Source organism: Mesorhizobium sp. P2_E7, assembly GCF_056403855.1.
In genome coordinates, this window is sequence record NZ_JBFUER010000001.1 from 1,399,549 (window position 1) to 1,422,790 (window position 23,242).

General features: G+C 61.9%; 26 protein-coding genes and 3 tRNA genes. 11 read left to right on the forward strand and 18 right to left on the reverse strand.

The genetic code is table 11. The features are described from left to right. Positions 1–103: 103 nt before the first annotated feature. Positions 104–1,279 carry an elongation factor Tu gene (tuf, locus tag AC1DYC_RS07110; protein ID WP_013895701.1) on the reverse strand — a complete coding sequence of 392 codons (1,176 nt, stop codon included), beginning with the start codon at positions 1,277–1,279 and terminating at the stop codon, positions 104–106. Between the two features lie 297 nt (positions 1,280–1,576). Here tuf and AC1DYC_RS07115 point away from each other — a divergent pair, with 297 nt between their 5' ends. Then, entirely contained in the window at positions 1,577–2,464 is an 888-nt protein-coding gene (locus AC1DYC_RS07115; protein ID WP_477405006.1) for a DMT family transporter, read from the forward strand. A gap of 37 nt (positions 2,465–2,501) precedes the next feature. Here the strand turns inward: AC1DYC_RS07115 and AC1DYC_RS07120 are convergent, their stop codons facing one another. Further along, positions 2,502–2,759, reverse strand: a complete 258-nt coding sequence (locus tag AC1DYC_RS07120; RefSeq protein WP_477281461.1) for a GlsB/YeaQ/YmgE family stress response membrane protein — start codon at positions 2,757–2,759, stop codon at positions 2,502–2,504. 132 nt (positions 2,760–2,891) lie between these two features. Between AC1DYC_RS07120 and AC1DYC_RS07125 the strand changes: the two genes are divergently transcribed. Continuing rightward, the gene (locus AC1DYC_RS07125) at positions 2,892–3,356 is read left to right on the forward strand and encodes a YidB family protein (protein WP_477405008.1); all 465 of its coding nucleotides are present in this window, start codon (positions 2,892–2,894) and stop codon (positions 3,354–3,356) included. Here AC1DYC_RS07125 and AC1DYC_RS07130 read toward each other — a convergent pair. Next, entirely contained in the window at positions 3,353–4,234 is an 882-nt protein-coding gene (locus AC1DYC_RS07130) for a helix-turn-helix transcriptional regulator (protein ID WP_477405010.1), read from the reverse strand. The two genes, AC1DYC_RS07125 and AC1DYC_RS07130, sit on opposite strands and share 4 nt — an antisense overlap. 99 nt (positions 4,235–4,333) lie before the next feature. Between AC1DYC_RS07130 and AC1DYC_RS07135 the strand changes: the two genes are divergently transcribed. Then, positions 4,334–4,723: a VOC family protein gene (locus AC1DYC_RS07135; protein WP_477405012.1), complete on the forward strand. Its 390-nt coding sequence runs from the start codon at positions 4,334–4,336 to the stop codon at positions 4,721–4,723. Positions 4,724–4,739: 16 nt separating this feature from the next. On the opposite strand, the gene AC1DYC_RS07140 is transcribed toward AC1DYC_RS07135, so the two are convergent. Together AC1DYC_RS07140 and AC1DYC_RS07145 are read right to left on the reverse strand one after the other, a co-directional pair. Beyond that, positions 4,740–4,813: transfer RNA gene (locus AC1DYC_RS07140), tRNA-Gly, on the reverse strand. A gap of 27 nt (positions 4,814–4,840) precedes the next feature. Further along, positions 4,841–4,925: transfer RNA gene (locus AC1DYC_RS07145), tRNA-Tyr, on the reverse strand. Between the two features lie 213 nt (positions 4,926–5,138). On the opposite strand from AC1DYC_RS07145, the gene AC1DYC_RS07150 reads away from it, so the two are divergent. Both AC1DYC_RS07150 and AC1DYC_RS07155 read left to right on the forward strand, forming a co-directional pair. Beyond that, a complete protein-coding gene (locus tag AC1DYC_RS07150) occupies positions 5,139–5,993 on the forward strand; it encodes a TrmH family RNA methyltransferase (protein WP_477405014.1) in 855 nt (284 codons plus the stop codon). A 13-nt stretch (positions 5,994–6,006) separates the two neighbouring features. Further along, positions 6,007–6,420 carry a hypothetical protein gene (locus AC1DYC_RS07155; protein ID WP_477405016.1) on the forward strand — a complete coding sequence of 138 codons (414 nt, stop codon included), beginning with the start codon at positions 6,007–6,009 and terminating at the stop codon, positions 6,418–6,420. Between the two features lie 139 nt (positions 6,421–6,559). On the opposite strand, the gene AC1DYC_RS07160 is transcribed toward AC1DYC_RS07155, so the two are convergent. The 3 genes from AC1DYC_RS07160 to gcl all read right to left on the reverse strand — a co-directional run bounded on the left by AC1DYC_RS07160 (position 6,560) and on the right by gcl (position 10,285). Beyond that, positions 6,560–7,477, reverse strand: a complete 918-nt coding sequence (locus AC1DYC_RS07160) for a 2-hydroxy-3-oxopropionate reductase (protein WP_477405018.1) — start codon at positions 7,475–7,477, stop codon at positions 6,560–6,562. A 216-nt stretch (positions 7,478–7,693) separates the two neighbouring features. Continuing rightward, the gene (gene otnI / locus AC1DYC_RS07165; RefSeq protein ID WP_477405020.1) at positions 7,694–8,491 is read right to left on the reverse strand and encodes a 2-oxo-tetronate isomerase; all 798 of its coding nucleotides are present in this window, start codon (positions 8,489–8,491) and stop codon (positions 7,694–7,696) included. 12 nt (positions 8,492–8,503) lie between these two features. Next, positions 8,504–10,285: a glyoxylate carboligase gene (gene gcl / locus AC1DYC_RS07170; protein WP_477405022.1), complete on the reverse strand. Its 1,782-nt coding sequence runs from the start codon at positions 10,283–10,285 to the stop codon at positions 8,504–8,506. 204 nt (positions 10,286–10,489) lie between these two features. Between gcl and bhcR the strand changes: the two genes are divergently transcribed. After that, positions 10,490–11,311, forward strand: coding sequence for an HTH-type transcriptional regulator BhcR (gene bhcR, locus AC1DYC_RS07175; protein ID WP_477405024.1), 822 nt, complete (start codon positions 10,490–10,492; stop codon positions 11,309–11,311). A 56-nt stretch (positions 11,312–11,367) separates the two neighbouring features. Here bhcR and AC1DYC_RS07180 read toward each other — a convergent pair whose 3' ends face one another. Then, the gene (locus tag AC1DYC_RS07180; RefSeq protein WP_477310152.1) at positions 11,368–11,724 is read right to left on the reverse strand and encodes a hypothetical protein; all 357 of its coding nucleotides are present in this window, start codon (positions 11,722–11,724) and stop codon (positions 11,368–11,370) included. Between the two features lie 124 nt (positions 11,725–11,848). Here AC1DYC_RS07180 and AC1DYC_RS07185 point away from each other — a divergent pair, with 124 nt between their 5' ends. Together AC1DYC_RS07185 and AC1DYC_RS07190 are read left to right on the forward strand one after the other, a co-directional pair. Then, positions 11,849–12,061, forward strand: coding sequence for a hypothetical protein (locus AC1DYC_RS07185; protein WP_477405026.1), 213 nt, complete (start codon positions 11,849–11,851; stop codon positions 12,059–12,061). Further along, entirely contained in the window at positions 12,058–12,258 is a 201-nt protein-coding gene (locus tag AC1DYC_RS07190) for a hypothetical protein (RefSeq protein ID WP_477405028.1), read from the forward strand. The genes AC1DYC_RS07185 and AC1DYC_RS07190 overlap by 4 nt, the downstream gene beginning before the upstream one ends. 57 nt (positions 12,259–12,315) lie before the next feature. Here the strand turns inward: AC1DYC_RS07190 and AC1DYC_RS07195 are convergent, their stop codons facing one another. Together AC1DYC_RS07195 and AC1DYC_RS07200 are read right to left on the reverse strand one after the other, a co-directional pair. Beyond that, complete coding sequence (locus AC1DYC_RS07195) at positions 12,316–12,624, reverse strand: BA14K family protein (protein WP_477310148.1); 309 nt, start codon at positions 12,622–12,624, stop codon at positions 12,316–12,318. 251 nt (positions 12,625–12,875) lie between these two features. After that, entirely contained in the window at positions 12,876–13,043 is a 168-nt protein-coding gene (locus AC1DYC_RS07200; protein ID WP_142864872.1) for a hypothetical protein, read from the reverse strand. A 158-nt stretch (positions 13,044–13,201) separates the two neighbouring features. Between AC1DYC_RS07200 and AC1DYC_RS07205 the strand changes: the two genes are divergently transcribed. Then, positions 13,202–13,277: transfer RNA gene (locus AC1DYC_RS07205), tRNA-Thr, on the forward strand. Between the two features lie 119 nt (positions 13,278–13,396). Here the strand turns inward: AC1DYC_RS07205 and AC1DYC_RS07210 are convergent. From AC1DYC_RS07210 to AC1DYC_RS07225, 4 genes are all read right to left on the reverse strand, one after another. Beyond that, positions 13,397–14,281 carry an ankyrin repeat domain-containing protein gene (locus tag AC1DYC_RS07210; RefSeq protein WP_477405030.1) on the reverse strand — a complete coding sequence of 295 codons (885 nt, stop codon included), beginning with the start codon at positions 14,279–14,281 and terminating at the stop codon, positions 13,397–13,399. Between the two features lie 252 nt (positions 14,282–14,533). Further along, a complete protein-coding gene (locus AC1DYC_RS07215; RefSeq protein ID WP_477405032.1) occupies positions 14,534–15,226 on the reverse strand; it encodes a TetR/AcrR family transcriptional regulator in 693 nt (230 codons plus the stop codon). A gap of 66 nt (positions 15,227–15,292) precedes the next feature. After that, positions 15,293–16,720, reverse strand: coding sequence for an amidase (locus AC1DYC_RS07220; RefSeq protein ID WP_477405034.1), 1,428 nt, complete (start codon positions 16,718–16,720; stop codon positions 15,293–15,295). A gap of 99 nt (positions 16,721–16,819) precedes the next feature. Continuing rightward, a complete protein-coding gene (locus AC1DYC_RS07225) occupies positions 16,820–17,854 on the reverse strand; it encodes an extracellular solute-binding protein (RefSeq protein WP_477405036.1) in 1,035 nt (344 codons plus the stop codon). Positions 17,855–18,539: 685 nt separating this feature from the next. On the opposite strand from AC1DYC_RS07225, the gene AC1DYC_RS07230 reads away from it, so the two are divergent. Beyond that, complete coding sequence (locus AC1DYC_RS07230) at positions 18,540–19,307, forward strand: NAD kinase (protein ID WP_477405038.1); 768 nt, start codon at positions 18,540–18,542, stop codon at positions 19,305–19,307. Between the two features lie 192 nt (positions 19,308–19,499). After that, on the forward strand, positions 19,500–21,095 hold the full coding sequence (locus tag AC1DYC_RS07235; RefSeq protein WP_477405040.1) for a DEAD/DEAH box helicase: 1,596 nt from the start codon (positions 19,500–19,502) through the stop codon (positions 21,093–21,095). Positions 21,096–21,160: 65 nt separating this feature from the next. Here AC1DYC_RS07235 and AC1DYC_RS07240 read toward each other — a convergent pair whose 3' ends face one another. The 3 genes from AC1DYC_RS07240 to AC1DYC_RS07250 all read right to left on the reverse strand — a co-directional run bounded on the left by AC1DYC_RS07240 (position 21,161) and on the right by AC1DYC_RS07250 (position 23,177). Beyond that, positions 21,161–21,769: a hypothetical protein gene (locus AC1DYC_RS07240; protein ID WP_477405042.1), complete on the reverse strand. Its 609-nt coding sequence runs from the start codon at positions 21,767–21,769 to the stop codon at positions 21,161–21,163. Between the two features lie 238 nt (positions 21,770–22,007). Beyond that, a complete protein-coding gene (locus AC1DYC_RS07245) occupies positions 22,008–22,658 on the reverse strand; it encodes a YiaD family glycine zipper/OmpA-like lipoprotein (RefSeq protein WP_477281424.1) in 651 nt (216 codons plus the stop codon). A 150-nt stretch (positions 22,659–22,808) separates the two neighbouring features. Next, the gene (locus tag AC1DYC_RS07250; RefSeq protein WP_477405044.1) at positions 22,809–23,177 is read right to left on the reverse strand and encodes a GFA family protein; all 369 of its coding nucleotides are present in this window, start codon (positions 23,175–23,177) and stop codon (positions 22,809–22,811) included. Positions 23,178–23,242: the final 65 nt, after the last annotated feature.

The window sequence follows — 23,242 nt, forward strand, 5'->3', positions numbered from 1 at the left end:
GAGATTGGGACACCAAAACAGATACATCTGGCCATGAGCCAACGAAAAAGGGCGGTCCGAAGACCGCCCTTTCCTTTGTCGATCCGGCTGATGCCGGGCTCGATTATTCTTTGATGGTGACGACGATGCCGGCACCGACGGTGCGGCCGCCTTCACGGATGGCGAAGCGCAGCTTCTCTTCCATGGCGATCGGCACGATCAGCTCGACATCGACCGTGATGTTGTCGCCGGGCATCACCATCTCGGTGCCTTCCGGCAGCGACACGATGCCGGTCACGTCGGTCGTGCGGAAGTAGAACTGCGGACGGTAGTTGGTGAAGAACGGCGTGTGACGGCCACCTTCGTCCTTGGTCAGGATGTAGGCTTCGGCCACGAACTTCTTGTGCGGCTTCACCGTACCGGGCTTGGCCAGAACCTGGCCGCGCTCGACACCTTCACGGTCAACGCCGCGCAGCAGCGCGCCGATGTTGTCGCCAGCCTGGCCCTGATCGAGCAGCTTGCGGAACATTTCAACGCCGGTGCAGGTCGTCTTGGTCGTCGGACGGATGCCGATGATTTCCAGTTCCTCGCCGACCTTGACCACGCCACGCTCGACGCGGCCGGTCACCACCGTGCCACGACCCGAGATCGAGAACACGTCTTCGATCGGCATCAGGAACGGCTTGTCCAGCGGACGAACCGGCGTCGGGATGTAGGCGTCGACCTGAGCCATCAGCTCGCGGATCGCGTCTTCACCGATGGTCTTGTTCGAATCTTCAAGAGCAGCCAGAGCCGAACCCTTGACGATCGGAATGTCGTCGCCGGGGAATTCGTTCTTCGACAGAAGCTCGCGAACCTCGAGCTCGACCAGTTCGAGGAGTTCCGCGTCGTCGACCTGGTCGACCTTGTTCAGGAACACAACGATCGACGGCACGCCGACCTGACGGGCAAGCAGGATGTGCTCGCGGGTCTGCGGCATCGGGCCGTCGGCGGCCGAAACCACCAGGATCGCGCCGTCCATCTGCGCGGCGCCGGTGATCATGTTCTTCACATAGTCGGCGTGGCCGGGGCAGTCGACGTGGGCATAGTGACGGTTGGCCGTCTCGTATTCGACGTGCGCCGTCGAGATGGTGATGCCGCGGGCCTTCTCTTCGGGCGCCGCATCGATCTGGTCATAGCGCTTGTATTCGCCAAAATACTTCGTGATCGCCGCCGTCAGCGACGTCTTGCCATGGTCAACGTGACCAATCGTGCCGATGTTCACATGAGGCTTAGTGCGCTCGAATTTACCTTTTGCCATAGTCTCTTTCCTTGGACGGCCTTGACCTTCAGTTCAGTCGAATGCGGGGCGATTAGCGACTACGGCCGAAAAACACAAGAGCCTTGTGGCCGGGTGCGCTGTCCACTCGGTCCGAACCGATGATCCGATTGCGGGGATATGGCGCTGATATAGGAAGGCCCTACGGGAAATGAAATGGGGCAGCCGGCTTCAGCGCGTGTCTTGCAACTCCCTGCTATGTCCTGGCCCTTCCCTGCTGGATTGGCAGCCCGCGCGTGGCCCATTGCCGCTGCGCCGCCTGTCTGATTTGCTCGTCCGATGCATTTCATCCCCACATCCATACGCGGCCCGCTGTTCATGATCGTTTCAACGGGGTCCTACCTCGTCAACGACACGATGATGAAGCTCGCCACCGCCGGCTTGCCCTCCTATGAAGTGCTGTTCCTGCGCGGGGTCGCGGCCACGCTGTGGGGCATGCCACTGCTGTTCCTGCTGGGTTACGGCAAGCAGATCCCGCTGATCTTCGACAGGCGCGTGCTGCGCCGCAACCTGCTCGAGCTGGCGGCCATCCTTTGCTATGTGGTGGCGCTGGCCAACATGCAGATCGCCGATTCGACCGCGCTCGGGCAGATCACGCCGCTTCTGATGCTGGTCGGCTCTTCCATCCTGTTTGGCGAGCGGATCGGCAGCGTGCGCATGGCGCTGATCGGGCTCGGCTTCGTCGGCGCCGTCATGGTGGCGCAGCCGACCATGGAGGGCATTTCGGTCTACGCCTTGCTGGCGCTCGGCAATGCCACTCTGTCGGCCGCGCGCGATCTTGCCGGCAGGAGGGTCCCGGCCGAGGTGCCGGGCATGATCGTCGCCATTTCCGCCGTCGTGGTGGTGCTGATCGGCGCAGGTGCCGCCCATCTGGTTTCCGAGCGCTGGGTGATGCCGGAAGCCCGTCACCTGCTTTTGATGGCCGGCGCCGGGTTCTTCCTGATCTTCGGCCATTTCTTCATCTTCATGGCCTATCGCGTCGGCCCGACCGGCGTCGTGGCGCCGTTCTATTACTGCTTTACTGTCTGGGCGGTCATTTCAGGTGTGCTGGTGTTCGGGCAATTCCCGAATGCGCTGGCGGTCTGCGGCATCCTGCTGGTGGTGGCGAGCGGACTGATCATCGTTTCGCTGGATGAACGCAAACGCAGGCTGACCGTCGTCGCATAATCCTCGCGACGACAGTTACTGCACCAAGGAAGCGGCGTTAAAGCGTCCGCTTGCCGCTGATCTGGTGATAGGCCCACAGCACAACCACCGCGCCGATGACCGCGACGATCAGGCTCCAGATGTTGAGGCCGGTCACGCCCGTGGCGCCGAAAGCGCTGAAGATCAGGCCGCCGACGATGGCGCCGACAATGCCGAGCACGATATCCATGATCAGGCCCTGGCCGGTCTTGTTGACGATCTTGCTGCCGATAAAGCCGGCGATGACGCCGAGGATGATCCAGCTGATGATGCCCATTTTTCCTCTCCATTCCCCCCGCGGAGCGATCATGGTCACATGCTTGTCAAAAGCTCAAGCCAACTTGAAATTCGGCCCGCCTGCTCCATTCTAGCGATGGGACGGGGCTTGGTCGCAATGGAGGATTGACCTATGGGACTCTTTGACAACGCCGTACCCGGCGGCAACATCACCAAACCGCTGATGATCGCGCTCGGCGCGCTGCTGGTGGGAAAAATGCTGAGCGGCAGAAGTGCCGAACAGCCTGACGAGCCCGCCGCCCAGCCTCAAGCGCCCGCCCCAACCGGCACCACCGCCTCCGGCGATGGCGGCCTGCTCGGCGGACTGGGCGGACTGCTCGACAAGCTGAAGGACGCCGGCCACGGCAATGTCGCCGACTCGTGGGTCGGAACCGGGCAGAACCAGCCGATCAACGCCAACGATCTCGGCAAGGCGATCGGCCCGCAGGTCATCCGCGAGATCGCGCAAAGGACCGGGCTCGACGAGCAGGAACTGCTCAAGCAGCTGTCCACCGCCCTGCCCGGCATTGTCGACAAGCTGACGCCGAACGGCCAGGTGCCGCAGCAGCACCAGGTCGCATCGGCTTTCAACAACTAGACTTCTGCGCTGGCATCACGCGCAAACGCGCCCGACGCCGCCTTGCGGTTGTCGGGCGTTGTTCTCAGCAGCGCCGTGAATTTTTCAGCGGTCGACTTATCGACCGGCGTGTAGACGGAAACCGAAAAATCGCTGTCGCGTCCGCCCGGTTGCAGCGTCGCGAAATCGAACGCCATCGCGCCGGCGAGAGGGTGCCGGATGGATTTCCGCCAGATCGGTGGTTCGGCGATGTCGCGACTGGTCCAGCAGGCGGCAAACGCCTCGCTTGCCGCCTCCAGTGATGAAACGAGTGCCGCCAGCACCGGATCGCGGGTCATCGCCACGGTGGCAAGCCGGAACTGCGCGACGGCCGAGCGCGAAACCTCCGGCCAGTCGACAAAGCGCTGCCGCCATTCCAGGTCGAGAAACAGTCTGGCGATCAGGCTGCCGGACCATTCATCATCGGTCTCGAAATTCCCGAGCAGCACCGTCGCCGGGTGGTTCCAGGCAACGACCTGCCAGTAGCGATTGACGATGTAGGCCGGATGCGGCGCCAGCCCTTCGAGCAGGCTCAGAAGCGGCGCGCTGGGCAGGCCATGTTCGCCGAGGCGGTTGCGCCAGTCGAGATCGGGCCGCGCCAACTGGAACAGATAGGCCTGCTCGGACCGGCTCAGCCTCAGAACCCGCGCCAGCGAGCGAAGTACTTGCGGTGATGCGTTCACCTCCCGCCCCTGCTCGAGCCAGGTGTACCAGGTGGTGCTGATCCCCGCCTCGGCCGCGACCTCTTCGCGGCGAAGGCCCGGAGCCCGGCGGCGGCCATTGGCGCTACCGGCTCGCGGCAGACGGTCCCGCCGCTCACGCAGGAAGCGGGCAAGCTCGTCGTGGCGGCCGTCCGTCATGCTGTCACCCCTGATACCAGTATAAGATATAGTCTTGTACCTCTTTAAAGGAAAGCTAGTTTGCGCCCGATCGCAAGATAAGCCCAAGGGACCCCATCAATGAACGCACTGAACGAGATCCGTCAGATCGACTACACCGTCATCTTCGCCCGCGACATGGCCGCCATGCGGCACTTCTACGGGGATGTGATGGGATTCCAGCTCCAGCGCGAGCTTGGCGACAGCTGGATCGAATACCGGGTCGGCTCCAACACGCTGGCGTTGACCAGGCTCGGCATGATGTTCAACGACACGCCGCAGCAACGGGACGCGCTGTCGCTGCAACTGGCCTTCAGGGTGGCACCGCAGATGGTGGCAGCTTGCGCTGAGGCCCTTCAGGCCAAGGGCGTACAGCCGGTCCTGCCGCTCACCGACCAGGAATGGGGTCACAGAACGGTGTTCTTCCGCGATCCCGACGGCAACGTTGTCGAGATATTCGCTGAAATCTGATGCGATTGGGGAAGTTTGGAGCGGGTAGCGGGAATCGAACCCGCATATTCAGCTTGGAAGGCTGCTGCTCTACCACTGAGCTATACCCGCTTCGCTTCAAGGCTGACGGGCTGGCAGTGGTGGAGAGGGTTGGATTCGAACCAACGTAGGCTAAGCCAACGGATTTACAGTCCGTCCCCTTTAACCACTCGGGCACCTCTCCAGCCTGCCGTCGAAGCCTTGCAACGAGGCATTCTCGCCGATCCGGTTTGAACCCGAAGGTTTTTCTCCGAAATCAGCGAAGCGCCTTATGGCGGCAAGGCCAGTGGGTGTCAACCGCACCTCTGGGCAAAATGCGCTGAATTTGACAGCCTGCCCGGCAAGCCGGCTTTCTGCCTGTATCCATGGCGCGGCGACGCGGCTATAGAAGCCGGCCATGAGCAATGACAACACGCCCAAGACCGCCAAAGACACCCATTACGCCAAGCTGCGTCGCGCCCACCGCGACGAGAAGGCCGGCGGCGCGCCCGCCTTCCGGCCGCGCCAGCCGGTGCCGCCGGGCGAGAATGCCGCCGACGGGCTGGTGCGGCTTTATGGCCTGCACACGGTGCGGGCGGCGCTCGACAATCCCCGGCGCAAGATTCGCAAAATGCTGGTAACGCGCAATGCCGCCGAACGGCTGGCGATTGCCGACCTTTCCGTTTTGCCGTTCAAGGCGGAACTGGTCGAGCCTAGGGATATCGACAAGATCACCGGCTCGGACGCCGTGCATCAGGGCGTGCTGATCGAGGCCGAGCCGCTGAAGCCGAAACGCCTCGACGCGCTTGGCGACACAAAACTGGTGCTGGTGCTCGACCAGGTCATCGACCCGCACAATGTCGGCGCCATCCTGCGCTCGGCGGTCGCCTTCGGCGCCGGTGCGCTGATCACCACGGCCCGCCACAGCCCGCAGGAATCCGGCGTGCTGGCGAAATCCGCCTCCGGCGCGCTGGAACATATCGACCAGATCGAGGTGAAGAACCTGGCTGACGCGCTGGCACAACTGCACGAAGCCGGCTTCCAGACCATCGGCCTCGATTCGGACGGTCCGGCGGAACTCGAAACCAGTTTTTCCGGCGACAAGATCGCGCTGGTGCTCGGCGCCGAAGGCAAGGGCCTGCGCCAGAAGACGCGCGAGACGGTGACGACCCTCGCCCGCCTCGACATGCCCGGCGCGATTCGTTCGCTCAACGTGTCGAACGCGGCGGCGGTGAGCCTTTACGCCGCCCGAAAATTCCTTTCGGCGGACTGAACAACCGGCCAGCATGTTCGAGACGTTCTCTGATAGAGGTGAATGGCTTGCATTTCTTGCAAGCACAATCGGCACTCTACGAAGGCTCGCTCCATCGGAGTTCTACGACGAGGCGAACGACCGCTACCATGCGGTGATGAAAGACATATTTCGGCTTGTCCATACGCTTGAAAATCCTGCTGATATCGGAAAATTTCTCGACGATGCCGGTTGGGAGACTTGGCTGCCCAAAAGTCCCGAAGACTTGATCTCAATGGATGCAACGGAAGTCCACCATCGGATCGCCTGCAATCTGGCCGATGAAAGGTGGGTTGACGGAGCTCTCAACGAAGCGTTCGAGAACGGCACACTTGTTCCAGCGCTTGAGCGGATCGGGGCTGAAATCGACAAGTTCAAGCTGGCGGACATCAACCAGCAATTTCCCTAACCACATTCGCGATTTGCTGCGGCGCTCATCTCGTGGTTGCGCGGAATATGAGAAACGGGCTCCGGCGTTTGACGCAGGAACCCGTTCTTGGCAGGGCAGGAGTTGGCGGCTTGGGAACGTTGCGCCGCCTTCTCCGGACCTATGCTGCTTTGCCCTTGGCTTCGGTTGCTTTTCCGCCGACCTCGAAATTGGCCATCCGCTCCAGCGCGCGAACCAGCGCCGAATGATCTTCTTTGGCCCCGCCATTGGCGGCGCAGGAATTGAACAATTGCTGCGTGGTCGAGGTGTTGGGCAAGGAGACACCGAGCGCCTTGGCGCCCTCCAGCGCCAGGTTGAGATCCTTCTGGTGCAGTTCGATGCGAAAGCCCGGTGCGAAGGTGCGCTTGACCATGCGCTCGCCATGCACTTCGAGGATGCGTGAGGCCGCCAGACCGCCCATCAGCGCCTGCCTGACCTTGGCCGGATCGGCGCCGGCTTTTGACGCAAAGACCAGCGCCTCGGCAACCGCCTCGATGGTCAGCGCGACGACGATCTGGTTGGCGACCTTTGTGGTCTGGCCGACGCCGTTCGGCCCGACCAGCGTGATGTTCTTGCCCATCTTCTCGAAGACGGGCTTTGCGCGCTCGAAGGATTTCTCATCGCCGCCGACCATAATGGTCAGCGACGCCGCCTTGGCGCCGACCTCGCCGCCCGACACCGGCGCATCGAGATAGTCGCAGCCGAGATCGTTGATTTTCTGGGCGAAAACCTTGGTCTCGATTGGCGAGATCGAGCTCATGTCGATGACCAGCTTGCCCTTGGTCAGGCCGGCGGCGACGCCGTTATCGCCGAAGAGAACCTCTGCGACTTGAGGCGTGTCAGGCACCATGGTGATGACGATGTCGGCCGCTTTCGCCACGGCGGCATGGCCGGTGACTGACTTCAGCCCCTTGGCGATGAGTTCGGCCGGCGCATTCGAGCGATGGTCGCTGGCGACGACGGCGTAGCCGGCATCAAGCAGGTGCCCCGCCATCGGCCCGCCCATGATGCCGAGGCCGATAAAGCCGATGGTGTCCATTGTTTCTCTCCGTCTTTTGTTAGGTCACGTTCTGTCGCGCCCCCCTCTGTCCTGCCGGACATCTCCCCCACGAGGGGGGAGATTGGATGTCACCGCGGCCTTCGCCAACTCTTGAAAGTTGCTAGCCGGCGCCGAAGCTGCCGATCTCCCCACCTGTGGGGGAGATGGCCGGCAGGCCAGGGGGAGCGCGAAGGATCGCGACTTCAATTGCAACAGCTAAGCCGCCGCGCTCCCCTGCCCGTTAAGCTCCCTGAACCACCCCAGCCCAGCCTCCGTGCCCGCCTTCGGCTTGTACTCCGCCCCAACCCATCCGGAATAACCAATCCGGTCGATGTGCTCGTACAGGAAGGGATAATTGATCTCGCCCGTCCCCGGCTCGTGACGGCCGGGATTGTCCGCAAGCTGGATATGCGCGATGCGGTGAAGGTTAGCCTCGATGGTACGGGCGAGATCCCCCTCCATGATCTGCATGTGATAGATGTCGTATTGCAGGAACAGGTTCTTCGAGGCGACGCGGTCGATCAGCGGCAGTGCCTGGTCCGAATAGTTGAGGAAGAACCCGGGAATGTCGCGCGTGTTGATCGGTTCGATCAGCAGCCGAACGCCGGCCTGCTCCAGCTTCTCCGCCGCGAAAGCCAGGTTCTCGACAAAGGTGTTTTCGAGCACCGAGCGATCCACGCCTTGCGGGGCGATGCCGGCGAGACAATTGACCTGTTCGCAGCCGAGCGCATGGGCGTAAGAGATCGCCTTGGCGATACCTTGCCGGAACTCCGGCACGCGATCGGGCAGCACGGCAATGCCGCGCTCGCCCTTGCCCCAGTCGCCTACGGGCAGGTTGAACAGCACCTGGCTGAGCCCATTCTTCTTCAGCCGCGCCGCGACCACCTCCGGCGCATGGTCATAGGGCCCGATATATTCGACACCCTTGAAGCCGGCGCGGGCGGCCGCGTCAAAGCGATCGAGAAACTCATGCTCGCCAAAGAGCATCGACAGATTGGCTGAAAAACGCGGCATTCATTTTCTCCCCTAGTCGAGCATGACGATGGCCGTCGGCGCATCCTCGTGGCTTTCGGCAAGGTCTTCGAATTCGGTGATCTTGTCGATTTCCGTGCCCATGGAAATGTTGGTGACGCGCTCGAGGATGAATTCCAGCACCACCGGCACCTGATGTTCCTTCATCAGCCGCTGCGCCTCCTTGAAGGCGCCGGCGAACTCTTCCGGCTTGCGCACCCGCACCGCCTTGCAGCCCATCGCTTCGGCGACCGCGACATGGTCGACGCCGTAGCCGGCCTCCGGATCGTTGGCCCGGTTGACGTTCTCGAAGGCGAGGCTGACCTCGAAATCCATGGAAAAACCACGTTGCGCCTGGCGGATCAGGCCGAGATAGGCGTTGTTCACGACGACATGGATATATGGCAATTTGTGCTGCGCACCGGCCGCCAGTTCCTCGATCATGAACTGGAAATCATAGTCGCCCGACAGCGCCACGATGGTGCGGTCCGGATCGGCGGCGCGCACGCCAAGGGCCGCCGGCAGCGTCCAGCCAAGCGGGCCGGCCTGGCCGCAATTGATCCAGTTGCGCGGCTTGTAGACATGCAGAAACTGTGCCCCGGCGATCTGCGACAGGCCGATCGTGGTGACATAGGTGGTGTCGCGGCCGAACGCCTTGTTCATCTCCTCATAGACGCGCTGCGGCTTCAGCGGCACGTGCTCGAAATGCGTCTTGCGCTTCATCGTCTTCTTGCGGCCCTGGCACTCCTTCGCCCAGCCCGACCAGTCGCGCAGTTTTCCCGCCGTCTTCCATTCGGTGGCAACGTCGAGCAGCATCTTCAGCGCCGCGCCGGCATCCGAGACGACGCCGAGATCCGGCGCGAAGACACGGCCGATCTGCGTCGGCTCGATGTCGACATGGATGAACTTCTTGCCCTTGGTGTAGACATCGACCGAGCCGGTGTGGCGGTTGGCCCAGCGGTTGCCGATGCCGAAGACGAAATCGGCTTCCAGCATGGTCGCATTGCCGTAACGGTGCGAGGTCTGCAGCCCGCACATGCCGGCCATCAGCCGGTGGTCGTCGGGGATCGCGCCCCAGCCCATCAGCGTCGGGATGACCGGAACGCCGGTGATCTCGGCGAATTCGATCAACAAGTCTGACGCATCGGCATTGATGATGCCGCCGCCGGCAACGATTAGCGGCTTGTCCGCCGCGTTGAGCATCGCCAGCGCCTTTTCGGCCTGGGTGCGCGACATGGCCGGCTTGAACGGGACGAGTGGCTGATAGGCGTCGATGTCGAATTCGATCTCGGCCAGTTGCACGTCGACCGGCAGGTCGATGAGCACCGGACCCGGCCGCGACGAGCGCATGAGGTGAAACGCCTTCTGCAGCGCCATCGGCACGAGATAAGGCTCCATGACCGTGACCGCCCATTTGGCGACGGGTGCCGCGATCGCAGCTATGTCGACGGCCTGGAAATCCTCCTTGTTCAGCCGCGCCCGCGGCGCCTGCCCGGTGATGCACAGGATCGGGATGGAATCGGCGGCCGCCGAATAGAGCCCGGTGATCATGTCGGTGCCGGCCGGGCCTGATGTGCCTATGCACAGGCCGATATTGCCGGCCTTGGCCCGCGTGTAACCCTCGGCCATATGCGACGCCGCCTCGACATGCCTAGCCAATATGTGACGGATCGAGCCCCGCGCCTTCAGCGCCGAATAGAACGGATTTATCGCCGCGCCCGGCACGCCGAAGCCGCAGGAAATGCCTTCCTTTTCGAGAACGAGAACCGCTGCATCGACAGCGCGCATCCTGGCCATGTTCAGCCTCCGCAAGATTGTTGGTTTGCTGACAATGCCAGCGGGCGAACGATTTTTCAATTTTTTCAGAATAATTTTTCATTTCTAGAAAACAGCCCCTACTGACTGATTTCGCTTGATTTTTCGTTTTCCACGAATCCAGCTCGAAAAATCAGTGAAAAACTTTTTCATTGTTATTTTGGAGAAATCGGCGACAATGCCGCCATGGAAACCAACGAAAAACGCCAGCGCGGCCGTCCCCGCGCTTTCAATGGGCCGGCCGAGGCCGGTTCGGTGCAGTCGCTCGACCGCGCCTTGCGCATCCTCGCCATCGTTGCCGAGGGCAGCGGCCTGTCGCTGAGCGAGATATCGGCGCAAAGCGGCCTTGCCGCCTCCACCGCCTATCGCATGCTGATGACGCTGCAGAACCACGGCATGGTCGAATTCGATACATCGGACCAGCTGTGGTCGATCGGCGTCGAGACCTACCGCATGGGTGCGGCCTTCCTGCGCCGGCGCAAGCTGGTCGACCGTGCGCGCATCGTCATGCAAGAGCTGATGGAAAAGACCGGCGAGACCGCCAATCTCGGCGTCGCCGAGGATGATTGCGTCGTTTTCGTCAGCCAGGTGGAGACGCATCAGGCGATCCGCGCCTTCTTCCGCCCGGGCACGCGCAGCTCCTTTCATGCCTCGGGCATCGGCAAGGCGGTGCTGGCGCAGCTCGAACCGGAACGCGTCGCCGCCATCCTGCGCAAGTCGGGCCTGCAGCGCTTCACCGACAAGACGCTGTCCGACATTTCGGCGCTCGCCCACGACCTGGCTGTCATCAAGCACCGTGGCTGGTCGGTCGACGATGAGGAGCGGCATCCCGGCATGCGCTGCGTGGCCGCCGCCATCTTCAACGAATTCGGCGAGCCGATCGGTGGTGTTTCGGTGTCTGGCCCGACGGTGCGGGTGACGCCGGAGCGGCTGGACGAGATCGGACCGCTGGTGCGCGATGCCGCAGCCGAAGTGACCAAGATGATCGGCGGACATAAGTCAGGCTGATCGGCCGAATTTTCAGGCTGCGAGCGACACGAGAAATCGGTTCTCGGTTCTCGCTGTCATGCGCCCGGCACCGCGCTCCGCACCGAAATCTCGAAGAAATCGAGCAGGATCGCCCCGCCGACGCCGCAGGCGGTGAAGATGAGACCGGTGATGAAGATGCGGTTGGCGCGCTCAAAAATGCGTCGTTGCAGCGACGCGATGTCGAGCAATATGGCAAGCGCCCGCATCTGCAAGGCGATGCCGATCAGGATCGGCACGACCGCGACCAGGTGGTAGGCCCGCCACGGAATGGGATTGGCGGCCCAGTGGGTGATGAAACCCAGCGAAAAGGCGAGCAGGAGCCCGACTGTGGTGACGGTGCCGTTGCGAAAAGCCGTTTCGACCAGATCTTCTTTCGGGTCCTGCTCGTCCAAGCCACCCTCCCCTCTATTGGCGCTCGGGTGGCAGACTAGACTTTCGCAAAATCGCTGTACATCGCCGGCCACAGGGACGTTGCCCGTCTTGCCGCGGCTTTCGCAGGCATGCAAAAGGGCGAGCATGCAGAAAACGGTCCAGCTTTTGCTCTTCGCTTCGCTCTGCGGTTGCGTGGCGACGACACCGCCGCCACCTGAACCCGCCGCGAGCCAGCGCGCCGATCCGATTGCGGTCTCGCTCGCCCTGGAGGAGACCATCACCATTGGCGTGCGCCAGCACTTGAAAAATCCGGTGGCAGCGCGGTTCGGACCATACTTGCCGGCGAGCGCACGGTGAACGGCCGCAAAGAGATCGTGGTATGCGGCTCTGTCGATGCTGCCGGCGGCTCTGCCGATTATGAGCCTTTCCTTGGCAAGATTTACCCGGACGGCGACAACAGCTTCGAACTCGCCGCGATGGGCAACATGCAGCAGCGCGCGATTGCGGATGCCTGCCGGGCGGCAGGCTTGCCGATCGACACGCAAAAATCCTAGTGTGAACAATGAAAAAGGGGCTGTGGAGCCCCTTCTTCATTGCCTGAAACCGACCTGCTAGAGGCGGCAGTAGTGGCGGTAGCCGTCGTAGCCGACATAGGTGTCGGAGTACGGATCGTAGCTGGCGTAGCGGTTGGCGCAGCGACGGACATGCCAGGAGCCACCCTCGTCGTCGACATAGACGGTGTGCGGCTGCTGGCTGAGCAGGCTGCCGAGCACGAAGCCGCCAACGCCGGCGGCGATGCCGATGCCGATTTCGCGGTTGTGGTGATGGCTGTGGGCGGCCGAAGGCTGCACGGTGCCGGCCAGCGAGGCGGCGGCGACGGTGCTGGCGATGAGGGCCGAAGCGATTTTGCGCGTGAACATGATGATCTCCTTGTTTCGTTGCTAGAGGCGATCCATCCGCCTCTTGATCATCTGTCGTTGCGGTGAGGAAAAAGGTTCGACGGGTTTTTTGATTTTTTTCTCGAGCCCGGCAAAAACCTGCTGCGGCAAGGATCTCGTCGCCGGTGAATCTTAGCGCCACAGCGAAAGGTTCGAGGGTTTTGCGATTAGTGAGTAGTGAGTTGTGAGTTGGTTGGACCACTCACTACTGACTATTCCCTACTCACTCTCTGTCACCCCATCCCCGTGACATGCCGCAACCAGAACGCCATCGCGATAAAGCCGACGATGGTGGCGATACCGGTCCAGTCGATATTGGCGCTCTTCACGTCCTTGATGAGCTTCACAACGAGAAACCAGGCGATGACGACGAGCGGGAGAATGATGACAAGTCTGATCATGCGAGCCCCCTAACCAGGCGATTGCACCTCGATGATATGTAGGAAAGGACTTGGCGGTTTTCAGCATGGCGGCGTCAGCCGGCCCGGCGGGTCCACTAGCAATCGAAAACGGAGTTTTGTCTTTACTGGCGCGGCAAATATGCTAACCGGAGCGCCGTGCCCTTGTAGCTCAGCTGGTAGAGCAGCGGTTTTGTAAACCGAAGGTCGGCGGTTCGATTCCGTCCGGGGGCACCAGTTTCCACGAGGATGAAGATGGCACTGGAACATGTCGTGGAGCGCGTTCAGGGCTCGGCAACGACCGAGGCCTTGGCGCGTGGCAGGTCCGTAGCAGTACTTGCGCAAAGATCGCCGATTCAGGGCAGCGGGATCGGCTTGTCGCTGAGTGTGCGCAAGTAGGCGATCATGTTGACCCGTTCGGTCTCGTCCGGGACACCGGGAGTCTCCATTTTGACGCCCGGCGTGGTGAGCATGGGCCCGAAGAGAAATCTGTTCAGATCCTCGTACGTCCAGACACCCTCCCAGCCCAGCAAGGTGTCGGAGTAGCGCATATCTGCCATGGATGCCTTGTCGCGGCCGACGACGCTCCACAGGTTCGGTCCAATTTTTTTCCCTCCCTGTGGCTCGGCGTTGTGGCAACTGCTACACACGCGGGTGAAGTAGGTTCGGCCTTTCTCGACATCGGCAGAGGCCAACTTCATCGAGATCGGGGCCGGTGTTGGCAAGACGACGCCGTGCGACAAGAGATAGTCGGCAACTTCGCGTTGCCCCATGCTTTTTGCCAGATGGAGCGGCGTCTTGCCGCCCGTAGTCTTCGCATTAACGTCCGCGCCGGCCTCGACCAGTGTCTTCACGCAGTCGAGACAATCGAGATTGACGGCGACATGAAGGGCGAATTCGCCGCCACTGTCGGAATTTGGATTTGCGCCCCCATCCAGCAATAGATTCAAGAGATCGATCTTGTCTTTCCCCATAGCCGCCATCAGCGGGGGACCAAAAGCCGTCTGAGCGTTGACGTCCGCACCACGTTCTATGAGCAATTTTGCTGCTTGGATGTGGCCCGTGAAGACCGCAAGATAGAGCGGCGTTGCGGTCCCATCACTCTCGTCTATGCCGGCGCCTGCATCAAGCGCCGCCGTGATCGCCGCGACATCGCCGTTCATGGCGGCGTCGTGAATGTCGGCGGCATGCGATACAATCGGTGCAAGCAGCAGTGGAATGAAGAGCAAGGGCATGCGCATTTGGCATCTCCCAAGGCAAACCGCGGTATGTTTCACGCTTTCAAGCCGACAAAAGTACCACGACTGCCTGATCGTAGCCACTTCCAACCAGTGCCTAACAGATTGTGGAAGCCCCCGAGAGAATGCGAGGGTCACATTCTCTTCGGCCATGGCTCAGATATAGCACAGATTTTGACATTCCGCACGAAGCGGCGTGCGACGAATGTCCCGATGCAGAGTGCTAGACCATTGCGGTAGAACCTTTGAGTGGGATCAACGCATCAAGTCAAAATGCCGTGGAAATGCCTGGTGCAGCAGCAGCAGCATGGTTTTGCGCAGCACGTCGGTGTCGCGGCTGGACGGGTTGAGATGATCCCAATACCAGGCGCCATGCACCAGATAGTTCAGGCTTTCTGACAGCGTGTCTATGTCGACGCCGGTGTAGCCGCCGTCACGCGCGATTTCGATCAGCAGAGCGCGCGCCTCGGCGGTGTAGGCGAGATCGCTTGGCAAGCCGATCTCGTTGTAAATCTGCATGCTCTTGCGGTCGCTGGAGAATACGACGAAGACTGAGACCCATTTCGGATGCAGACGGGCAAAGCGCTGCGCGCAATCGACGGCGCCCAAGGCCCGTTCCACCGGCGACAGGCCGGGCGCCCGCACCAGTGTGATCCACAGCGCGTCGTATTGATCGCTGAGATATTGCAGCACAGCCCGGAACAAATTCTCCTTGCTGCGAAAGTGGAAAACGACCAGCGCGTTGGACGAGCCAACATGCTCGGCGATGCGCTGCATGGTGACGCTGGCCAGGCCCTCCTCCGCGATGAGCTCAATGGTGGCATCGATGATGCGCTGAATGCTCGCTTCGCCGCGCTCGCGCCGGCGGTCCTTGGGCGCGGCGTCGTTCGCTGCGCCCTTGGTCGCCTTGCTTTTTCCCGCTTCGGCGGTGGCTTTGCGTTGCGCCATTGTCGTCAGGCCTTTCCCCGGCGAAAACATCCCGCCGCTGCTTCGGCACGCCGGCTCTTCGCGGACTCAGAGCGACGGGCGTGTTCCGGCATTCATGTACCATTGACCCTGAGCCGTCTCATAGGCCATCCCCGCCCGGAAAACATCGGCGTCGCTGTAGGTGCGGCCGACAATCTGGATGCCTGTCGGCACGCCATTGGCGGCGCGGCCCGACGGCACGGATAGAACCGGGCAGCGGCTCAGCATGTTGAACGGCGTCGTCATCACCCAGCCCAGCGACGGGTTTACTTGCTCGCCGTTGATCTCGACCTTGCCTTTGGTCTGATCGAATTCGGCCGGCACCGCGGGAAGCGCATTGGTCGGGCAGATCAGCACATCGTATTTTTCCAGCAACGGCCCCAGCGTCTGGTACATCCTGGCCGCCACCTCTAGGGTCGCGACAAAATCCGTGGCCTTCGACTTCTGCCCGTCCTGCGCAAACTGCCTGGCATAGCTGGTCATGTCCTTGCCGTGCTTGGCGAGCAGGGGCGCCAGCGAGGCGCCGAAGAGATGCTCCAGGTAAGCCATGCCAGCCTTCAGCACCTCATCACCCCAGCCGAGGTCGACCTCCTCGACCGTGGCGCCGAGCGAGCGGAACACGTCGCAGGCAGCGAGCGTGTTCTTGCGAACATCGGGGTCGATCTCAAAAGAACCGAGATCCATGGAGAAAGCGATTTTCCAGCCCTTGATCGGCTTGTAGTCGTTGGGCAGGCGCAGTTTTGGGCGAAGCGTGGCGATGTCGAGCGGGCTCGGCCCGGCCATGACGTTCTGCAGCAGGATTGCATCGCCGACATTTCGGGCCAGCGGCCCAGTGTGGCAATAGAAGTCGAGGTTGAAGGGCGGCTCGTCGGGGTTGCGGCCGTAAGGCGGCTTGAAGCCGACCAGACCGCAGGCCGAGGCCGGGATGCGGATCGACCCGGCAATGTCCGACCCGGTGGCGATCGATGATGTGCCGGAAGCCAGCGTTGCCGCCGAACCGCCCGACGACCCGCCGGGCGTGAAATCGGGATTCCAGGGGTTGCGCGTCACGCCCCAACGCTTCGACCAGGTATAGCCGGCGCAGCTGAATTCCGGCGTTGCCGTGCGGGCATGCACGATGCCGCCCGCTTTCATGACACGCTCGTTCATGGTCGAGGTATGGCCGCCAATGGCGTCCTTCGACAGCAGCGAGCCATGCGAGGTCGGCTTGCCCTTGATGTAGCTCTCATCCTTAATGCCGATCGGCAGGCCCTCGAGCGCCCCGGTCCTGGCGCCCTTGGCATATTTTGCCTCGGCTTTTCTGGCGAGCGCCATCGCCTCGTCGAAATGCTCGAAAGTGAAGCAGTTAATCGTCGCCTTGGTGGCTTCGGCGCGGTCGATCGTCGCCTGCATAAGGTCGACAGGCGACAGTTTCTTCGCCTTGAACAGCCGCAACGCCTCGCTGGCCGGCATGTAGCAAAGGTCGAGATCGGACATCAAAATCTCCCGCGGCGGCTTGACCGCATCTGGCATGAGGGATGGCCGGGCCGCCGTGAGCGGCCCGAAGGATGTTGGCAAGTTCGGCTGGCGGCGCTGCTATTTCTGCAGGTCGGTCCAGATCCTGGTGTAGAGCGCCTGGATGTCGGCGGGGCAGGTCGGCATGAATTGGCCCCTGTCGGCAAATTCGGCCGGAACGTCCACTTCGGGCGCCCCCTTCATGTCGTCCGGCAGGAACGGCTCGGAGCCCTTGATGCCGTTGGCGTAGTGCGCGAAGGCCGAGATCAGCGCGGCGTTTTTCGGCTCCATGATGAAATTCTGGAAGAGCTTGGCGTTTTCGACGTTCTTGGCGTCCTTGAGCACCGCGACATTGTCCATCCAGATCGGAAAGCCCTCTTTGGGATAGCCGTAGACGATCTTGTCGTTCTCAAGCCGCTCGCGCAGCGATATGCCGTTCCAGTTGACGCCGGCGGCAATGTCGCCTCGGCCCAGGCCATCAACGGCAGCGTAATCGAGCGACAGCCATTTGCCCTTCGCCTCGACCAGCTTGTCATGCACCTTCTTCAGCAGCACCTTGTCGTCGGTGCAGTACTTGCCGCCCTCATAGGCAATGGTGAGGAACATGATGTCCCCCATTTCGGGCACGACATTGATCTTGCCAACGAGTTCCGGCGGCGGATCGAGGAAAATCGCCGAGGTGTTCGGGTCGCCCGCATAGACCGATTTGTTGACCGAGATGCCGGTCGTGCCCCATTGCCACGGCACTGAGTATTTGCGGCCGGGATCGAACGGCACATCGACCCATCTCGGATCGACATTTTTAAAGTTTTCCATCGTGTTGGGATCGGTCTCCAACAGCAAGCCTTCGCTGATCCAGATCGGCATCACGCTGGCCGAGGGCACGACGATATCGTAGCCGGAGGCGCCCTGGCGGACCTTGGCCAAGGCGGTGTCATTGGAATCATAGTCGGTGACGGTGACCTTGATCTTGTAGGTGTCCTCGAACTTCTTGATCAGCTCCGGGCTGGTGTAGTTGCCCCAATTGTAGATTTGCAGTTCGCCATCGGCGCGGGCCATGCCGGTCATGGCCAGCAGCGACAGGCCGAGCGCCGTCGCGGTCGATTTCAGGTGCATGCCTTATTCTCCCATTGTTGGAACCGTGGGCGTTGCCGCCTCAGGTCCGTCTGTTCCCTTCGTCTTGGTGGCCATTCACCGACTTATTCCGGCTGACCAACTCGGTATGTCCGCAACGGTATTAATTACTAACCATACAGTCAATATCTTTTTACCGGCATGGCGACGGTATCGGCCAGACATCGACGACGCGTGGTCGATGCCGTCAAACCTACAGATTGTCAGGCAGTGGGTGATGGGTTGCAGCCGCGCCGTCGGCGGCTCGCTTGCAGCTTCAGCCCTACAAAGCGTTTTGCGGGCATGGCATGCCGGCGTCGCCGCAGCGTGAGGCCGTCGGCCTCGGCCTGGAACTCATGTCCTCGGACTGTCGCACAAGTTCGGCGAAGAGAAGCGCGAAACTTCCCATCACGAGGAAGACGATAATCAGGCGTGTCACCGGCAATAGACAGGTCTCAACTGGCTAGCCCCCCAGCCACCCATCCTCTGCCGGCTAACATGATCGATCGGCCTTTACGAGTGTTTAAGCTCGCTCTTAACCATCACATTCGCCGCTCCGGCGACATGAAGCGCGAGCCACCGATTTTCGTTCCGGCACAGCCGCAGTGGCACCGGACGCTCCCTCCCTTTGCAGACGCGCTTGCCCATGCTACCCCACGCAACCGCCGCCGACCGCCATCGGGAAGTCATGAGCACAGCCAGTCTCGCCTTCGTCTCGTCCGACACCGCCGATGCCAAGGCGGCTATGGAAAGCCTGTCGGCCCGCTATGGCCATGCCCCGTTCGAGGACGCCGAGGTGGTGGTTGCGCTCGGCGGCGACGGTTTCCTGCTACAGACCCTGCGCGACACGATGAGCACGGGAAAGAAGGTCTACGGCATGAACCGTGGCACCATCGGCTTCCTGATGAACGAATATCGCGTCGGCGGCCTCACTGAACGCATCGCGGCCGCCGTCGCCGAAACGATCCGGCCGCTGGAGATGCTGGCGGTGACGCATGAGGGCGAGGCGGTTTCAGCTCTCGCGATCAACGAGGTGGCGCTGTGGCGCCAGTCCTACCAGACGGCGAAGATCCGTATCACGGTCGATGAACAGGTCCGCATCGAGGAACTGAATTGCGACGGCGTGATGATCGCGACGCCGGCAGGCTCCACCGCCTACAATCTGTCGGCGCACGGTCCGATCCTGCCGCTCGACGCGCCGCTGCTCGCGCTGACCCCGGTCAGCCCGTTCCGGCCGCGCCGCTGGCGGGGTGCCCTGTTGTCCAACAAGGCGACCGTTCGCTTCGATATTCTGGAGCCGGAGAAGCGCCCGGTGAACGCCGCCGCCGACCACACCGAGGTCAAGGCGGTGGCTTCCGTCACGGTCAGGGAATCACTGAGCGCGACGGCGACGTTGCTGTTTGACCCCAACCATTCGTGGAACGAACGCATTCTCGCCGAGCAGTTTCGCTATTGAGCCGGCGCAAAAAAAGACTACCTGATTAAGCATCGCGATTAAGCTTACGTTTTCACAATCGTGCCAATCCCGCCCGTTTCTGTTGACAAATCGTGGGCTTGCGCCTAATCGCAATACCAATCTTGCAGGCACGCTGTGCTTGCCGCGACGGATGCCGTTGCGCTTCCCCGAACCAGCCAAAGACAACAACACTTGTCCTCAGACACCACGACCGCTCCAGAAGCGTTGACCTTTTCAGACCTTGGCCTGTCGCCGAAGGTCCTTTCCGCAGTCACCGATGCCGGCTACACGCAGCCGACGCCGATCCAGGCCGGCGCCATCCCGCATGCGCTGCTCGGCAAGGATATTCTGGGCATCGCCCAGACCGGCACCGGCAAAACCGCCTCCTTCGTGCTGCCGATGCTGACCCGCCTCGAAAAAGGCCGGGCCCGCGCCCGCATGCCGCGCACGCTGATCCTGGAGCCGACGCGCGAGCTTGCCGCGCAGGTCGAAGAGAATTTCGTCCGCTACGGCAAGAACCACAAGCTCAACATCGCGCTTCTGATCGGCGGCGTCTCTTTCGACGAGCAGGACAAGAAGCTGGAGCGCGGCGCCGACGTGCTGATCGCCACGCCGGGCCGCCTGCTCGACCACCGCGAGCGCGGCAAGCTCTTGCTCAACGGCGTCGAGATCCTCGTCATCGACGAAGCCGACCGCATGCTCGACATGGGTTTCATCCCCGACATCGAGCGCATTTGCGAGATGATCCCGTTCACCAGGCAGACGCTGTTCTTCTCGGCGACGATGCCGCCGGAGATCACCAAGCTCACCGAAAAATTCCTGCACGCGCCTATCCGCGTCGAGGTCTCCAAGGCAGCATCCGCTGCCACCAATATCGTCCAGCGCCTGGTCAAGTCGGGCTCAAAGCCTTGGGACAAGCGCGAGACGCTGCGCAATCTGATGAAGGCCGAAGACGCCGAGCTGAAGAACGCCATCATCTTCTGCAACCGCAAGGTCGAAGTCTCGGAACTGTTCCGCTCGCTGTTGAAGTATGATTTCGACGCCGGCGCCCTGCATGGCGACATGGACCAGCGCGCCCGCATGCAGATGCTGGCCAATTTCCGTGACGGTAAATTGCGCTATCTCGTGGCATCCGACGTCGCCGCGCGCGGCCTCGACATCCCCGATGTCAGCCACGTCTTCAACTACGATGTGCCGATCCACGCCGAGGACTATGTCCACCGCATCGGCCGCACCGGACGCGCCGGACGCTCGGGCAAATCCTTCACCATCGCCACCAAGTCGGACACCAAATACATCGACGCCATCGAGCGGCTGATCGGCAACAAGATCGAGTGGCATGACGGCGACCTGTCGACGGTCGTCGCCAGCGAAGGCGGCGAGGACGAAGCGCCGCGCCGCGGCCGCGGCGCCCCGCGCCGCGCCGGCCGCAAGGACGAAGACCGCAAAGATCGCGGCGAGCGCAAGCCACGCGAGCGCCACGCCAAGCCTAGCGAAGTCGCCCCGGCGGATGCCGCACGCGAGGAACAGCCGGTCGTGGCTGAGGCGGCGGTCGCCGACATCGGCGAACGGCGTCAGCGCAAGGAAGCGATCCGCTCCGAAAACAGCGAGCGCAAGGTTTCCGATCGCAACAACGAGAACCGTGCTCCCGAACGCGGCGACACCAGGCCGCAGCGTGCCAACAACAGCCGCCCTGCCCGCAACAACCGCGGCGGCGAAGACAATGACGGCACCGTCGGCTTCGGCGATGACATGCCGGCCTTCATGAAGATCGTCGCCAAGGTCTGATTTCCGGTTTCGGTTTCGCGAGGCAAGCCGATCACCCGGCTTGCCTCGCGATCATTGTTGTCCCGTCACATCGGTCCGGGCATCATCTTGGTCGGCTTTTCCAGCATCGGAAACTCGGCCTTGCTGCATTTCACCTTCGGGTTCGTCGGGCTGAACATGCCGTTCGGATTGTCTCTGAACAGCCAGGCATGAAGGTCGTAGTGGACGAACTCCTTCGGAATGAGCGGATAGTGCCCTTCCATCGGTCCCATAAAGGTCTGACCAAATAGCTTGGGGGCCTCCTTGACGTCCGGCGTCAGCGGCACCAGCCATTCCACGCCCACCAGCTTCAAGCCTTTTTTGGTCGGCTCGTAGATCAAGACATTGGGTTTCATTGGGTCGAGTTTCTGGCCGACGCTGGGAACATTGACGAAATGGATGCCCATAGCGCCCTTTGGATAGTCCATTGTGCCGGGTATCTTTTCGCCACTGAAGTAGACGCAACCTTCGGTCGACAGATAGAGGTCGCGGATGGCGGCCGTGTAGTCCTCATATTTGGCGAGCGATTTCTTTAAGGCTTCGATGTCGGCCTTGTTGGCGTCCTCGGCTCGAGCCGTGGCGCCCACGCACCAAACAGAGACCAGACCTGTCAAAACGACGGCGCCGAAACGCCCGAGACGAGCCGTTCTTGTCATGCATTCCTCCCAGATTTCGTTATCTGGCCGTGCAGGACCGGGGCCGGCTAAGTGATGATTGCGCGGCCGTTTGTACCGCCCCATCCCCTTTGGAACGGCGCCGATGCTAATCCTTTCCAAGGTGCACGCAAAGCGATTATTAGAAAACTCTAATGCTTTAGATCTTTTGGCGGATCACAGGAGCCAAAATGAAAACGGCCCCTTGCGGGGCCGCCTTCGCATGTCGATGCCGACCTGATCAGGTGAGCGGCGAAAGCTGGATCTCGACGCGCCGGTTCTGCGCGCGGCCGGCCGAGGTCGCGTTGGAGGCGATCGGGCGGGTCTTGCCGAAGCCGGTGACGGCGAAGCGGCGCGAATCGACGCCCTGTCCCGACAGGTAGTTGGCGACCGCCAATGCACGGCGCTGCGACAGATCGAAATTGTGCTCGTCGCCACCGGTCGAATCGGTGTGGCCGAACACGTCGACCGTGGTCTGGCGGAACTTGTTCAGCACCAGCGCCACCGAATTCAGCACCTGGTAGAAGCCGGGCTTCACTGCATCCTGGTCGACGTTGAAGGTGATATCGGACGGCATGTTGAGGATGATCTGGTCGCCGGTGCGGGTGACGCTGACGCCGGTGCCCTGCAGCTGGCGGCGCAGTTCAGCCTCGTTCTGGTCCATCGTGGCGCCAATGGCGCCGCCGGCGAGCGCGCCGATACCCGCGCCGATCAGCGCGTTGCGGCGGTCATTGCCGCCGGCAAGCAGGCCGAGGCCCGCACCCGCCAGTGCGCCAAGGCCGGCGCCGGCCGCGGTGTTGGAAATTTTCTGATCGCCGGTATATGGATCAGTGGTCGTGCAGGCACTCACCAGCACAGCCGTCGCAACGGCGACGAGCACAGTCTTTTTCATGAGATAACGTCCCTCTCCAAACCGCGGCCTTTGCGGCCCGCGCATATCAGCCCTTCCACGGGTCTTGTAGCATGAAATACGGCGAAAAGCGGAACGGCGAAAGCGGCTTTTCCCCGCTTGCGCCACTCTTCTGGCGTCTCTGGCGTCGGCCTACCAGAGGTTCTTGCCGTCGATGACGACTACCTCGACCTTGTCGAGGTCGAAATCGTCGAACAGCCGCGAATTGACTGAGATCTTGGGGTTGTCGAAGTCTGGTTCGCCGGTCGACCAGTCCGGCGTTTCGGTGAAGGTGCCGCAGCCGCAAATGGCGCAAAATCCGTGTTTGACGGTCTTCGATCCCCATTGATAGACGGAGACGTTCTTGGCCGGGCTGGTGAGCTTGAATTGCGACGGAACGTAGTAGGCCCATAGCGAGCCGCGCTTGGAGCAGAACGAGCAGGTGCATTGCGTTACTGTCTCGGGCGCCTGCGAAACCTCGAATGTCGTCGCCTTGCAGTGACAGCTGGCCTTGATGGTCATGAAGCTTCCTCTCCGTTGCCCGCCCTATGCGGCAAAGGCACCATAAAGGAGGGCTCCTGACAACT